The 14505-nt window shown below is 74.3% G+C and carries 10 protein-coding genes; 3 read left to right on the top strand and 7 right to left on the bottom strand.

Going from position 1 to position 14505, the window contains the following annotated elements:
* Positions 1-93: 93 nt before the first annotated feature.
* From DQ238_RS21515 to DQ238_RS21495, 5 genes are all read right to left on the bottom strand, one after another.
* The gene (locus tag DQ238_RS21515) at positions 94-348 is read right to left on the bottom strand and encodes a class I SAM-dependent methyltransferase (protein WP_113783293.1); all 255 of its coding nucleotides are present in this window, start codon (positions 346-348) and stop codon (positions 94-96) included.
* 13 nt (positions 349-361) lie between these two features.
* Positions 362-3223: a type I DNA topoisomerase gene (gene topA / locus DQ238_RS21510; RefSeq protein ID WP_113783298.1), complete on the bottom strand. Its 2862-nt coding sequence runs from the start codon at positions 3221-3223 to the stop codon at positions 362-364.
* 198 nt (positions 3224-3421) lie between these two features.
* Positions 3422-4924, bottom strand: a complete 1503-nt coding sequence (locus DQ238_RS21505) for an alpha/beta hydrolase (protein WP_113783292.1) — start codon at positions 4922-4924, stop codon at positions 3422-3424.
* Positions 4921-5238: a WXG100 family type VII secretion target gene (locus DQ238_RS21500; RefSeq protein ID WP_113783291.1), complete on the bottom strand. Its 318-nt coding sequence runs from the start codon at positions 5236-5238 to the stop codon at positions 4921-4923. The genes DQ238_RS21505 and DQ238_RS21500 overlap by 4 nt, the downstream gene beginning before the upstream one ends.
* Positions 5239-5407: 169 nt before the next feature.
* Positions 5408-7663, bottom strand: a complete 2256-nt coding sequence (locus tag DQ238_RS21495; RefSeq protein WP_113783290.1) for a sodium-translocating pyrophosphatase — start codon at positions 7661-7663, stop codon at positions 5408-5410.
* 291 nt (positions 7664-7954) lie between these two features.
* Here DQ238_RS21495 and DQ238_RS21490 point away from each other — a divergent pair, with 291 nt between their 5' ends.
* Complete coding sequence (locus DQ238_RS21490; RefSeq protein ID WP_233496172.1) at positions 7955-10426, top strand: DEAD/DEAH box helicase; 2472 nt, start codon at positions 7955-7957, stop codon at positions 10424-10426.
* An 86-nt stretch (positions 10427-10512) separates the two neighbouring features.
* Here the strand turns inward: DQ238_RS21490 and DQ238_RS21485 are convergent, their stop codons facing one another.
* Complete coding sequence (locus tag DQ238_RS21485) at positions 10513-11199, bottom strand: cyclase family protein (protein WP_113783289.1); 687 nt, start codon at positions 11197-11199, stop codon at positions 10513-10515.
* Between the two features lie 22 nt (positions 11200-11221).
* Positions 11222-11806, bottom strand: a complete 585-nt coding sequence (locus DQ238_RS21480; RefSeq protein WP_113783288.1) for a helix-turn-helix domain-containing protein — start codon at positions 11804-11806, stop codon at positions 11222-11224.
* Positions 11807-11952: 146 nt separating this feature from the next.
* Between DQ238_RS21480 and DQ238_RS21475 the strand changes: the two genes are divergently transcribed.
* The gene (locus tag DQ238_RS21475) at positions 11953-13536 is read left to right on the top strand and encodes a cytosine permease (RefSeq protein ID WP_113783287.1); all 1584 of its coding nucleotides are present in this window, start codon (positions 11953-11955) and stop codon (positions 13534-13536) included.
* The gene (gene speB, locus DQ238_RS21470) at positions 13533-14492 is read left to right on the top strand and encodes an agmatinase (RefSeq protein WP_113783286.1); all 960 of its coding nucleotides are present in this window, start codon (positions 13533-13535) and stop codon (positions 14490-14492) included. The genes DQ238_RS21475 and speB overlap by 4 nt, the downstream gene beginning before the upstream one ends.
* The last annotated feature ends 13 nt before the right edge of the window (positions 14493-14505 follow it).

Raw genomic sequence — 14505 nt, 5'->3', positions numbered from 1 at the left:
CGGCCTTCAGCACAGCGCCGCCCTCACCCGCCTGGTAACCGGAGCCCTCACGCCCTCGATCGGCGTGTCATCCCATCTGCCAGCACGTTCCCGTCACCAGGCCGACAGCTTGCTGCGGAAGTCAGGCTGTCCGGCGACGACGGCGTCCACGCCGGCATCCGGCAGCGGCACGGCCTCGGCCTCGCCGACGTGCGCCGCCACCTGCGGGTGGCCGGCCCGCAGCTGCGCCAGCATCTCGTCGGACGGGACGACGGCGACCACCTCGTGCCCGGCGGCGAGCAGGACGCCGGTGAGCAGCCCGGTGCCGGCGCCCAGCTCGAGCACCCGCCGCGGGCGCTCGCCCAGCAAGCAGGCGTCGACGTCAGCCGGCCGGGACGGCGTCGGTGCCCGCCTTCCTCGCGGTCTTCCGGGTGGGCGTCTTCTTCGCGGCGGTCGCCGTCGTCTTCTTCGCGGTCGTCTTCTTGGCGGTCGTCTTCTTGGCGGTCTTCTTCGTCGCCGGGCGGGCGCGCCGGTCGGCGAGCAGCTCGACGGCCCGGTCGAGGGTGATGCTCTCGACGTCGTCGCCCTTGCGCAGGCTGGCGTTGGTCTCGCCGTCGGTCACGTACGGACCGAACCGGCCCTCGCGGACGGTGATCGCGCCCTGGGTGACCGGGTCGGGGCCGAGCTCCTTGAGCGGGGCCGCGGCCGCCCGCCGTCCCCGCTGCTTGGGCTGGGCGAACAGCGCCAGGGCCTGGTCGAGGGTGACGGTGAACAGCCGGTCCTCGGACTCCAGCGACCGGGAGTCGCTGCCCTTCTTCAGGTAGGGCCCGTAGCGGCCGTTGAGCGCCTGGACCTCCTCACCGTCCGGCGCCGTCCCGACCGTGCGGGGCAGGGTCAGCAGCCGCAGCGCGTCGTCGAGGGTGACCGTCTCCGGCGACATCGACGCGAACAGGCTCGCCGTCCGGGCAGCCTCGCTGCTGCCCTCGGGCACCACGGTGGTGACGTAGGGGCCGTACCGGCCGGCCTTGACCACGATCGGCAGCCCGGTCTGCGGGTCGGTGCCCAGCTCCCGGTCACCGCTCGGCGCGGCGAGCAGCTCGGCGACCTTCTCCTCCGTGAGCTCGTCGGGCGCGAGGTCCTCGGGCAGACTGACCCGCGGGCCGTCCTCCCCACCGGCCTGCAGGTAGGGGCCGTAGCGGCCGACCCGGACGACGACCGGCTCGCCGTCCGGCCCGGGAGCCCGCAGCGGGATGGAGTTGACCCCGCGGGCGTCGATCTCCTCCAGCTGCTGGCCGATCACCTGCTTGAGCCCGCCCGACGCGGCGATCCCGCCGGCGTGCCGGCCCTCGCCGCCGAAGTAGAACTCGGTCAGCCAGTCGACCCGCCCGAGGGCCCCGTTGGCGATCTCGTCGAGCTCGTTCTCCAGGGTCGCGGTGAAGTCGTAGTCGACCAGCGCGGCGAAGTGCTGCTCGAGCAGGTTCACCACGGCGAAGGCGGTGAAGGAGGGCACCAGCGCGGAGCCCTTCTTCCACACGTATCCGCGGTCCTGGATGGTCTGCATGATCGAGGCGTAGGTGGACGGCCGGCCGATGTTGAGGTCCTGCAGCCGGGCGACCAGGCTCGGCTCGGTGTAGCGGGACGGTGGGGTCGTGGTGTGCCCCCTGGCCTCCAGCTCCCGGGTGTCGAGCCGCTGACCGCGCTCGACGCGGGGCAGCCGCCGCTCGGCGTCGTCGCTGCCGTGGTCGTCGTCACCCGCGGCGCCCTCGTCCCGGGACTCGACGTAGGCGCGCAGGAACCCGGGAAAGGTGATGGTGCGGCCGCTGGCGGTGAACTCGACCGCCTCGTCGGTGCTGCTGCGCCCGGCCAGCCGGATGCTCACGCTCTGCCCGACCGCGTCGGCCATCTGCGAGGCGATGGTGCGCTGCCAGATCAGCTCGTAGAGCCGGAACTCGTCGCGGGCCAGCCGGCCGGCGAGCTGGCCGGGGGTGCGGAAGCTGTCGCCGGCCGGCCGGATGGCCTCGTGCGCCTCCTGGGCGCCCTTGACCTTCTTGGCGTAGCGGCGCGCCTCGGCCGGGACGAAGGCGTCGCCGTAGAGCTCACGGGCCTGGGTGCGGGCGGCGTTGACCGCCTCGTCCGACAGGTTGGTCGAGTCGGTCCGCATGTAGGTGATGTGGCCGTTCTCGTACAGCCGCTGGGCGACCCGCATCACCTGCGCCGAGGACCAGCCGAGCTTGCGCCCGGCCTCCATCTGCAGCGTGGAGGTGATGAACGGCGCGTACGGGCGGCGCCGGTAGGGCTTCTCGTCGACCCGGCTGACGGTGACCTGCCGGCCCTCCAGGCGAGCGGCCAGCCCGCGGGCGCCGGCCTCGTCGAGGTGCACGACCTCCCCGGTCACCTGCCCGGTGGCGGGGTCGAAGTCGCGTCCGGTGGCGACCCGGCTGTCGTCGATGCTGACCAGGCGGGCGCGCAGCGTGGCCGGCTCCCCCTCGTCGGCGCCGCCGTTCTGCTCGGTGACGGCGAAGGTCCCCTCGAGCGACCAGTAGTCGGCCGACCGGAACGCCATCCGCTCCCGCTCGCGCTCGACGACGATGCGGGTGGCCACCGACTGCACGCGGCCGGCCGACAGCTTGGGCAGCACCTTCTTCCACAGCACGGGGCTGACCTCGTAGCCGTAGAGCCGGTCGAGGATGCGGCGGGTCTCCTGCGCGTCGACCAGCGACTGGTCCAGCTCCCGCGGGTTGGCCACCGCCCGGGCGATCGCCTCGGGGGTGATCTCGTGGAAGACCATGCGGCGCACCGGCACCCGCGGCTTGAGGGTGTCGACCAGGTGCCACGCGATGGCCTCGCCCTCGCGGTCCTCGTCGGTGGCGAGGTAGACCTCGCTGGCGTCCTTCAGCAGCTGCTTGAGCCGGCTGACCTGCTGCTTGCGGTCGGGGCTGATGACGTAGAGCGGCTCGAAGGCGTTGTCGACGTCCACCCCGAGGCGCGCCCACGGGGCGCCCTTGTGCTCGGCCGGCACGTCGGCAGCGTTGCGCGGCAGGTCCCGGATGTGCCCGACGCTGGCCTCGACCACGTAGTCGTTGCCCAGGTAGCCGGCGATCTTCCCGGCCTTGGTCGGCGACTCCACGATGACCAGCGGCCGCCCTCCGCCGGTGCCGGCGGTCCGACGGCGGGCAGGGGTGCTGGTGCCGCCGGCGGTGCGGGCGGCGGTCCGGCTGCCGTTCGCGGTCTTCGTGGGTGCCACGGTGCTCCTGTCGGTACTGCTCGGTGCGGGCGCCGTCTTCTCGGCGCCGGACGACGCGGTCGCTGCCCGCACGCCCTCGGCGACGCCACGGTAGGCCACGACCCCGACGAGGAGCGGCGCAGCGACCCACCGTGGGCGTGCCGTCACCCGATCCAATGGCCGGGAGTCGCGCCGTGTTCCCGGCGGGAGCGGGCCCGCTCACTCCGCCGGGAACGTGCCCGCGAGCACCTCCCCGAAGGCGGTCACGGTCGGGTGGTCGCGGCCGTAGTAGTCGGAGTGCCCCATGCCCCAGTCCGTCGGGAGCTCCGTGAAGCCGAGATCGTCGTCTCCGTACCAACCATGGACGTCGTCCGGGACGAGCCGGATGGGGTCGAGCGGCGCACGAGCCCGGTAGACCTCGTCGACCTCGAGGTCGGACGCCGGACCGTCCATACCGGGGTCAGCGGCCACCACGATGGCGTCCGAGGCGAGGTCCCCGGGAGCATCCACCGCCTCGTCGATGACCACGGCTCCGTAGCTGTGTCCGTAGGTGACGACGCGGGCCGGCGGGGCGCAGCTGGCGACCCGCGCGGCAGCCAGGCCATCCAGAGTGGCGTCGAGCGCGCGGCCACCGACGTGCGCCCGGTCGCTGAAGGCCGCGTCGCGAAGTCTCGGTGGGGTCCGGTAACTCATCCACGCCACCGTGGCGACCGCCAGACCTGGCGCGGCCGCCTCCGCCGCCTCGCCGACGGCGGCGGCGTCGTCGATGAGGTCGTCCAGGTCGTCGGCGACCGTGTTGCCCGTACCGGGCACGAACACGCCGACGGCGTCGGCGGTGTCCACGTCACCGATGCTCACCGCCGCCAGGCCCTCATCGAGACCCAGCTCGAGGACCTGCGCCTGCTGACCTCCCTTCTCCAGCTCGGCGACCTGGGCGGCCACGGCGGCCGCCGTCTCGCGGGCAGTGCCACTGCACCCGGTCAACGCCCGGGCGAGGACCGTGCGGTTGGCCTGGTCCCGGACCCGGGCCGGGACGCCGGCCAGGGCGCCCAACGCCTGCGGTGCTCGTGCGACGACGACCAGCTGCTCCATCGCGGACAGCCGAGCCCACCAGGCGGCCGCCGCCTCGGGCGCCACCCCGGTCGGCACATCCGGGACCACGATGGGCCTACCGGAGGAGCCGGGGATCCCTCCGTACCCGCCGCCCGGTGCCAGCGGCGCCACGTGTCCGGGCTCCCCCACGTCCTCGGTGGCCTCAGCTGCGGCCAGGGCCGCCTGTGCGGCGCGCTGGCGTGCGATCTCCGAGAGCGCCTCGAAACGGGCCGCGGCAGCCTCCTGCTGGCCGCCGGTGAGATCCACCTGTGGGTGCGACAGCACCACGCTGTAGGGGCCGTTCCCAGTGACAGCGGCGAGTGCCATGGCCTCCTCCGCCGCCTCCTGGGCGGCGGCTGCCTCGACCACCAGCCGCTGGAGGTCCCACAGCGACGCGGCGAGGCGAGTAGTGACGACGGCGGCCATCGAGGACAGCTCCGTCAACGCTCCGGCGGCGCTCAGCGCGGCCGGGCCGGACCAGATGTGACCGGCCGACAGCACGTGGGACGCGTCGTTGAGCAGCCGGTGCCAGCCCGGCAGCCCGTCGGTGGCGTCGTCGAGGTCCGCTACTGTCCGCCGCAGAGCGGCGATGTCCCAGTCGGCGATGGTCTGCACGTCCGCCCCGCTCACCGCGGCCCTCCGGCCGGGCGCCGTGAATCGTCCAGACCCGCGGCCAGCGCGGCGTCGGCGACGCGGTACTCCGCGGCCAGGGACACCAACGCGGCGGAGATCGTGCCCACGTGCTGGGCGAGCGAGTCCAGGGACGCCGACCAAGCTCGAGCGGCGCTGCTCGCCGCCGCACCGACGTCGCCCCCCAGCGCGGCGCCGAACGCCGTGGCAGCCGACCGGCAGGTGTCGGCCCCTCGTGCCATCTCGCCGGCCAGGCCGGTCAGGTCGGTGGCGAGCGCGTCGACGGCGTCCGGTTCGACGGTGATCGTGGACACGAGGACCTCCCGGCGTCGGAGCCGGTCCCACCCCGGGACCGGCGCGGCCGGACGTTAGGCAGTCCTCGCGACAGGCACCGCGGATCCGTGCACACCCACGGCGGCTGTCCACAGATCGAGCCGGGATCCTCCGGCCGGCACCGGCCGACCGGAGGATCCCGGCGTGCGATCAGGACGAGGTGCTGGTGAGCGAGCCGACCGGTGCGGCGGCGGGACCGCCCACGACCACCGACCGCCGCTTGGCGACGACGACGGCGCCGACGATGATCGCCACGGCCACGACGGCGATGACCACCCGCACCGCGGTGTTCTGCCCCTCTCCCACCGACAGGCTCACGACCGCGGGGGCGATGAGCAGGGCCACCAGGTTCATCACCTTGATCAGCGGGTTGATCGCCGGGCCCGCGGTGTCCTTGAACGGGTCGCCGACGGTGTCGCCGATGACCGTGGCGGCGTGCGCCTCGCTGCCCTTCCCGCCGTAGGCGCCGTCCTCGACCATCTTCTTGGCGTTGTCCCAGGCGCCGCCGGAGTTGGCGAGGAAGACCGCCATGAGCGTGCCCGCGGCGATCGCCCCGACCAGGTAGGCCGCCAGCGGTCCGAAGCCGAGCCCGAAGCCGACCGCCACCGGCGCCAGGACGGCGAGCAGACCCGGGGTGGCCAGCTCGCGCAGGGAGTCCTTGGTGCAGATGTCGACGACCGCGCCGTAGTCCGGCCGCTCGCTGTAGTCCATGATCCCGGGGCGGGTCCGGAACTGCTCGCGCACCTCGAAGACCACCCGGCCGGCCGCTCGCGAGACCGCGTTGATCGCCAGCCCGGAGAAGAGGAAGACCACCGACGCCCCGATCACCGCGCCCACGATGTTGTTCGGGTTGACCAGGCTGAACGCCTGGCCCAGGTCGACGTCCTCGAGGGCGGCGCGGACCGACTCGTTGTAGGAGCCGAACAGCGCCGTCGCGGCCAGGACGGCGGTGGCGATCGCGATGCCCTTGGTGATGGCCTTGGTGGTGTTGCCGACCGCGTCGAGGTCGGTGAGCACCCGCGCGCCCTCCTCGTCGACGTCGCCGGACATCTCGGCGATCCCCTGGGCGTTGTCGCTGACCGGGCCGAAGGTGTCCATCGAGACGATCACGCCGGCCGTCGTCAGCAGGCCGCACCCGGCGAGCGCGACCGCGTAGAGCGCGGCGCCACCGCCGATGAGGAACGCGCCGTACACCGCCCCGCCGATGAGCAGCGCGGCGTAGACCGCCGACTCCAGGCCCAGGGAGATCCCGGAGAGGATCACCGTCGCCGGGCCGGTCAGCGAGCTGCGGCCGACGTCCCGGACCGGCTTGCGGCTGGTCTCGGTGAAGTAGCCGGTGAGCAGCTGGATGGCCGCGGCGAGCACGATGCCGATGAGCACGGCGACGAAGCCGAGCACCTGCGGGTTGACCACGGTGTCCGGGATGTCGGCGACGCTGGGCAGCACGGTGAAGGAGGCGACGGCGACGAGCACCAGGGACACCACCGCGGAGGTGAAGAAGCCGCGGTTGATCGGTGCCAGGCCGCTGCTGTCGCCCTTGCCGGGGTTGCTGGCCAGGATGCCGACGACCGAGGCGATCACCCCGATGGCGGCGACGGTCAGCGGGAACACCATCCCGACCGCGCCGAAGAAGACCTGGCCGAGGATCAGCGCCGCCACCAGCGTGACCGCGTAGGACTCGAACAGGTCGGCGGCCATGCCGGCGCAGTCGCCGACGTTGTCACCCACGTTGTCGGCGATGGTGGCGGCATTGCGCGGGTCGTCCTCGGGGATGCCGGCCTCGACCTTGCCGACCAGGTCCGCGCCGACGTCGGCGGCCTTGGTGAAGATGCCGCCCCCGACGCGCATGAACATGGCCAGGAGCGCGCCGCCGAAGCCGAAGCCCTCGAGGACGACGGGAGCGGTCTCGTCGAACAGCAGCAACGCCAGGGCGGCCCCGAACAGGCCGAGACCGACGGTGATCATCCCGCAGACCCCACCGGTGCGGTACGCGATGCGGAAGGACGGCCGGTAGCCCCCGGTGCGGGCGGCGGCGGCCACGCGGACGTTGCCGCGGGTGGCCAGGGTCATCCCGATGAACCCGACCATCGCCGAGAACAGGGCGCCGACGAGGAAGAACAGCGCCCGCCCGATGCGGGTGCCCCAGCCGCCGTCGGCCACCGGGAGCACGAGCAGGAGCAGGAAGACGACGACGGCGAAGACCCCGAGGGTGCGGAACTGTCTGCGCAGGTACGCCGCCGCGCCCTCCTGCACCGCCCGCGCGATGTCGCGCATCGTCGTCGTGCCCTGGTCGGCGGCCATGACGGCGCGGACGAGGTAGGCGGCGAACGCGAGGGCGGCGATCGAGACGGCGAGGACGATCGTCACGAGGACGATGTCTCCACCGGAGAGTGCGCTGTCCGGCATGTGTTTCCTCCCAGCGGTCGGCTGCTCCCCGGGGCTCACCAGGCTCCGGTCGGCGGGGCTCCGGGCGCTCGGCACGGGTCCGTGCACCTGGATGCGGCGTGAGTGTAAGGGAGGTCACAGGCTGTTCCGACAGCTCGACGGTGCGCTGTGGGCGGCGCGGTGGGTGGCGCGGAGGGCGCAGCGCGGGGTCGCCCGGAGGTGTGACAGTGGAGGGGTGGCCGAGCTCGCGAGGTCACCCAGAGATCCATCACCCGTGGGCGCACGGACGACGAGCGCCAGCGAGGAGATCGCGTGACCACGCTCCACCCGGTCCGGTCGGCTCCCCCTCCCGGCACGGACCCCGGTCCAGAGGGTGCGGTCCTGCCCGGCGCCGACCTGCTGGCCGCCGTCCTCGCCGGGACGCCGGAGGAGGAGCAACCGGTCACCCACGTGCACCGGCTGCCGGTGCGGGAGAGCCGCACCCGGCCGTGGCCGGGGTGGGTGGGCCCGCACCTGCGGGAGCGCCTCGAGGCCCAGGGGGTCCGGGCGCCGTGGCGGCACCAGGTCGAGGCCGCCCAGCTGGCCCGCGACGGCTGCTCCGTCGTCGTCGCCACCGGGACGGCGTCGGGCAAGTCGCTGGCCTACCAGCTCACCGGCCTGACCCGGCTGGCCGAGGACCCGCGGGCCTGCGTCCTCTACCTGGCGCCGACCAAGGCCCTGGCGCGCGACCAGCTCGCCTCGGTCGCGGCGCTGGCCGACCCCTCGGTGCGCCCGGCCGCCTACGACGGCGACACCCCCGCCGAGGAGCGGGAGTGGGTGCGCCGTCACTCGCGGTGGATCGTGACCAACCCGGACATGCTGCACCGCGGCGTGCTGCCGGCCCATCAGCGCTGGTCGAGCACGCTGCGCCGGGTGGCCTACGTCGTCGTCGACGAGTGCCACGCCTACCGCGGCGTCTTCGGCTCGCACGTCGGGCACGTGCTGCGCCGGCTGCGGCGGATCTGCCGCCGCTACGGCGCCGACCCGGTGTTCCTGCTGGCCTCGGCCACCGTCGCCGAGCCGGCCGCGGCGGCGACCCGCCTGGTCGGGGCCCCCGTCGTCGCCGTCACCGAGGACGGCTCGCCGCGGCCTGGCGCCACCTTCGCCCTGTGGGAGCCGCCGCTGACCGAGCGCACCGGCGAGCACGGCGCTCCGCTGCGCCGCTCGGCCGCCGCGGACGCCGCCACGCTGCTGGCCGACCTGGTCGAGCGCCACGCCCGGACGCTGGCGTTCGTCCGGTCGCGGCGCAGCGCCGAGTCGGTCGCCGAGCAGGCCCGCCGGGTGCTGAGGGACCGGGGGCGCGGCGACCTGGCCCCCCGGGTGGACTCCTACCGCGGCGGCTACCTGCCCGAGGAGCGCCGCGAGCTGGAGCGGGCGCTGTCGGCCGGGCAGCTGCTCGGGGTGGCCACCACCAACGCCCTCGAGCTGGGCATCGACATCGCCGGCCTGGACGCCGTCGTCCTGGCCGGCTACCCGGGGACGCTGGCCTCCCTGTGGCAGCAGGCCGGCCGGGCGGGGCGGGCCCAGCGGGAGTCGCTGGTGGTGTTCGTGGCCCGCGACGACCCGCTCGACCACTACCTGGCCCACCACCCGCGGGCGGTGTTCGGCCGGCCGGTGGAGGCCACGGTCACCGACCCGACCAACCCCTACGTGCTCGGTCCGCAGCTGTGCTGCGCGGCGGCGGAGCTGCCGCTGGTGCCCGCCGACCTCGCCGAGTTCGGCGGGGCGGCCGCGGAGGCGCGGGTCGAGGAGCTGGTCGCCGAGGGGCTGCTGCGCCGCCGCCCGACCGGCTGGTACTGGGCCGGGCGCGGGCGGCCGGACGTCGACATCCGGGGCAGCGGCCTCGAACCGGTGAGCATCGTCGAGGGCACCACCGGGCGGCTGCTCGGCACCGTCGACGGCGACGCCGCGCACGCCACCGTGCACACCGGCGCCCTCTACGTGCACCGCGGCGAGACCTACGTCGTCGACGAGTTCTGCATCGACGACGCCTGCGCGGTGGTGCACGCCGAGAGCCCGGAGTGGACGACGGTCGCCCGCGACGTCACCGACCTGTCCGTCGTGTCCACCGACCGCTCCTGGCAGCTGGGCCCGGTGACCGCGCACACCGGCCTGGTCGACGTGACCAACCAGGTGGTGGCCTACCAGCGGCGGCGGCTGGGCACCGGCGAGGTGCTGGCGGAGTTCCCGCTCGACCTGCCCGCCCGGCAGCTGCGCACCCGCGCGGTGTGGCTGACCCTCGACGAGCGGGCCGTGGCCCGGGCCGAGGTGGACGACGCCGCGCTGCCCGGCTCGCTGCACGCCGCCGAGCACGCGGCGATCGGCATCCTCCCGCTCATGGCCACCTGCGACCGGTGGGACCTCGGCGGGGTGTCCACCGCGCTGCACCCGGACACCGGCGCGGCCACGATCGTGGTCTACGACGGCCACCCCGGCGGCGCGGGCTTCGCCGAGCGCGGGTTCGCCGTCCTGCGCCGCTGGCTGCAGGCCACCCGCGCCACCGTGGCCAGCTGCGAGTGCGAGAGCGGCTGCCCGTCGTGCGTGCAGTCGCCCAAGTGCGGCAACGGCAACGACCCGCTGGACAAGGCCGGGGCGGTGCGGGTGCTCGACGTCGTCCTCGACGAGCTGGCCGCCGCGGAAGACCGCGAGCAGGACGATCCCACCTCACCCGGACCGGCAGCGGCGAGCACCCGCTCCCCGACCGAGGCTGCCCGCGCCGACACCGAGGAGGACCTCGTCTTCTGACCCGCCTGGGCAGCGACGCGGCCGGCCCGGGCGCGGGCAGCCGGAGGGGCAGCCCGAGGGCGTCGGACCGGGGCGCCGCCGGGTCCTCACCGGCCCAGCCGGAAGGCCACCGCGCGCACCGGGGCGCCGTCCGCCCCGGCCAGCCGCAGCGGCAGGACGCTGACCACCGGGTCGACGTCCGGCACGGCGCCCAGGTCGCGCAGGTTCTCGACGATCACGCCGCCGGCGCCGAGCACCTCCAGGTGGGCGGCGAACCCGTCCGCAGGCGCACCGCCGACGACGGTCTCGTCCAGGCTCAGCGCGTCGAGGCCGACGGTGCGCACACCGGCGGCGACCACCCGGGCGGCGGCGTCGCCGGCCAGGTAGGGGTGGTCGACGTAGGCGTCGGTGCCCCAGTGCTCGTCCCAGCCGGTGCGCAGCAACAGGATCCGCCCGGGGCCGAGGAGCGGGGCGTAGGGCTCCAGGTCCGCCCACTCGATGCGCCCGTGCGGCGGCTTGCCGCGGACGTCGGCGACGAGGGCCGGTCCGAGGAAGAGGTCCAGCGGGAGCTCGTCGATGCGCGCGCCGTCGTCGAGGAAGTGGTACGGCGCGTCGACGTGGGTGCCGGTCTGCGACCCCATCTGCACGTGCAGCAGGTTGTAGCCGTCGGCGGCCACGGTGGCGGCGGGGCGGAAGCGGGCCACCGGGTCGCCCGGGTACACCGGGGTGTCGTCGTCCACCGGGTGGGACAGGTCGACCACCTCGCGGACGGGCGTGGCTGCGGAGCCGGTCACCGGGCCTCCTCGACGTCGACGGTCACGGTGCGGGGGTCAGCGCCCAGAGGACCTCGCAGACCGTGGTCGCCGAGGGGTTGAACCAGGTGTGCGGCGTGGCGCCGGGCATGGTGAACGCGTCGCCCTCGTCCAGGTCGACCGACTGCCCGGGGAGCAGCAGCCGCAGCCGCCCGCGCAGCACGTGCACGAACTCGACCTCGCAGGCGAGGGCGTAGAGCTCCTCGCCGCCTCCGCCGCCGGGCTCGACGACGGACCGGATGACCTGCAGGTCCCGCTGTGTGCCCGCGGTGAGCAACACCTCCCGCAGGCCGCGGCCGCCGAAGTTGATCGGCGGGGCCTCGGCCGCCCGCACCAGCGAGGTCGTGGGCGGCTCGAACAGCTGGCCCACGCCGATCCCCAGCACGCCGCACACCGTGACCAGCGAGGCCACCGACGGCGAGACCTCGTCCCGCTCGAGCCGGCTGAGGAAGCCCTTGGTCAGCCCGGCCTGCGCCGCGACGGCCGCCAGCGTGAGGCCGGCCGCCTGCCGGGCGGCCCGCAGCCGGGCGCCCACCAGGGCCTCCGCCGGGTCGTGCGGCCGGGTGAGCCGCCGGACCTCGCCCGCCATACCGCCGCCCCTCGTCGTCCGACCACCCGGGGGTCATCCCAGCACGCCGGGGGGGATCCGAGAAACTTCCGTTGTCCACCAGGCAACCCGCCTCTAGCCTCGGCGCACCGCGGTGGAGATGTCCACCGCCTCAGCGGGAGGTGCGCATGAGCGGAGCGGAGGTCGCCGGGCTGGCGGCCGAGCAGCGGCGGCCCCGGGCCACCGAGGTCGAGCAGCACGGGATCGACACCATCCCGGACGCCGAGCGGACGTCGGGGCCGTTCGACCTGTTCCGGATCCAGTTCGGCGGGGCCAACACCTTCGCCACCGTCATCCTCGGCACCTTCCCGGTGCTGCTGGGCCTCGACCTGGTGCAGGCCGTGGCGGCCACCGTGGTCGGCGTGGTCGTCGGGGCGCTGATCCTGATGCCCATGGGGCTGTTCGGCCCGCGGACGGGCACGAACAACGCCGTCTCCTCCGGCGCGCACTTCGGCGTCCGGGGCCGGGTGCTGGGGTCGTTCCTGTCGCTGCTGACCGCGATCAGCTTCTACTCGATCTCGGTCTGGGTCAGCGGTGACGCCCTCGTCGGCGCCGCCACCCGGTTGTTCGGCACCGGCGACTCCGACCTGCTCCGCGGGGTGGTCTACGCCGTCCTCGGCGCCCTGGTCATCGTCGTGGTGGTCTACGGCTACCAGCTGATGCTGCTGGTCAACAAGGTCGTGGTCCTGGCCAACACGGCGCTGATGCTGCTCGGCCTGGTCGCCTACGCCACGTTGTTCGACCCCGGCTACGACCCGGGCCCCGAGGCCTACGCGCTGGGCGGCTTCTGGCCGACCTTCGTGCTCTCCGCGCTGATCGTGATGGGCAACCCGATCAGCTTCGGCGCCTTCCTCGGCGACTGGTCCCGCTACATCCCGGCCGGCACCCGCCCGCCGCGGCTGCTCGCCGCGACCTTCCTCGGCCAGCTGGCCACCCTGGTGCCCTTCCTGTTCGGGGTGGGGACGGCGACGCTCGTGGCCGGGGAGGCCGACTACGTCTTCGCGCTCATCCAGGTCTCGCCGCTGTGGTACGCCGTCCTGCTGATGGTCGTGGCGTTCCTGGGTGGGATGTCGACCGGCGTGACCTCCCTGTACGGGACCGGGCTGGACTTCTCCTCGGTCTTCCCCCGCCTCGACCGGGTCCAGGCCTCGCTGTTCATCGGGACCCTGGCGTTCGTGTTCATCCTGGTGGGCCGGCTGGTGTTCGACCTGCTGGCCAGCGTGAACGCCTTCATCGGCGCCATCGTCATCTGCACGACGCCCTGGATGGTCATCCTGGTGATCGGCTACTGGGTGCGCCGCGGCTACTACTCGCCCGCGGACCTGCAGGTGTTCAACCAGGGCCGGCTCGGCGGGCGCTACTGGTTCCGCGACGGCGTCAACTGGCGCGGGATGGCCGCCTGGATCCCCTCGGCCGTCATCGGCCTGCTGTTCGCCAACTACCCGCCGCTGATCGAGGGCCCGTTCCGCAACGCGGCCGGTGGGGTCGACGTCAGCCTGCCCACGTCGATCGGCCTGGCCGCGGTCGTCTACCTGGTCCTGCTGGTCGCCTTCCCCGAGCCGCGCTACGTCTTCGGCCCCCGGGGCCCGCGGTTCGTGCCCGCGAAGGAGGCTGCGATGCTGCCCGTGGCCGACGACCCGCGCGCCTCCGTGCACCGCGCCGGCCGCCGTCGCACCCCCCTCGAGACCCCCGCGGAGTCGATCGACCGATGATCTCGCGCATCACCCGGGACGGCCGGGTCGGTCAGGTGGACGCCACCGTCGTCCCCCGCTTCGCCGGCCCGCCCACCTTCGCCCGGTTGCCCCGGCTGGACGAGGTGTCCGACGTCGACGTCGCGGTCGTGGGCGTGCCGTTCGACTCCGGCGTGAGCTACCGGCCAGGGGCCCGGTTCGGCCCCGCGCACGTGCGCCAGTCCTCGCGCCTGCTGCGGCCCTACAACCCTGCCCAGGACGTCGAACCGTTCGCCCGCGCCCAGGTCGTCGACGCCGGGGACCTGGCGGTCAACCCCTTCTCCATCGAGGAGGCGATCGGCCAGGTCCGGTCGGGCGCCGCCGCGCTGCTCGAGCGGGCCGGCCGGCTGCTCACCATCGGCGGAGACCACACCATCGCCCTGCCGCTGCTGCGCGCCCTGCACGCGGTGCACGGGCCGATCGCCGTCGTGCACTTCGACGCCCACCTCGACACGTGGGACACCTACTTCGGCGCCGAGTACACCCACGGGACCCCGTTCCGGCGGGCCGCGGAGGAGGGCCTGCTGGACCGCAGCGGGTGCCTGCACGTGGGGATCCGCGGCCCCCTCTACTCGGTCCGCGACCTCGGGGAGGACGCCGAGCTGGGGTTCCAGGTCGTGCACGCGCGCGAGGTGGACGACCTCGGCGTCCGCGGCGTGGTGGAGCGCATCCGCGCCCGGGTCGAGGAACGGCCCGTCTACGTCTCGGTCGACATCGACGTCCTCGACCCGGCGTTCGCCCCCGGGACCGGCACGCCCGAGGCCGGTGGCCTGAGCAGCCGCGAGCTGCTGGCCATCCTGCGCGGCTTCGCCGACCTGGACCTGATCGGGGCCGACCTGGTGGAGGTCGCGCCGGCCTACGACCACGCCGAGATCACCGGCATCGCCGCCTCGCACGTCGCCTTCGAGCTGGTCTCGGCCATGGCGGTGCGCCGGTGAGCACCGCCGCCGA

Source organism: Geodermatophilus sp. TF02-6 (genome assembly GCF_003319115.1).
Taxonomy (GTDB): domain Bacteria; phylum Actinomycetota; class Actinomycetes; order Mycobacteriales; family Geodermatophilaceae; genus Geodermatophilus.
The sequence above is the reverse complement of the archived record's forward strand: the minus strand, read 5'-3'. Positions and strand labels throughout refer to the sequence as shown.

Coding starts and splice junctions, on each gene's coding strand:
- DQ238_RS21480 (WP_113783288.1), bottom strand. CDS start 11,806: ATGGCGGGCGAGGTCCGGCGGCTCACCCGGCCGCACGACCCGGCGGAG.
- DQ238_RS21495 (WP_113783290.1), bottom strand. CDS start 7,663: ATGCCGGACAGCGCACTCTCCGGTGGAGACATCGTCCTCGTGACGATC.
- DQ238_RS21475 (WP_113783287.1), top strand. CDS start 11,953: ATGAGCGGAGCGGAGGTCGCCGGGCTGGCGGCCGAGCAGCGGCGGCCC.
- speB (WP_113783286.1), top strand. CDS start 13,533: ATGATCTCGCGCATCACCCGGGACGGCCGGGTCGGTCAGGTGGACGCC.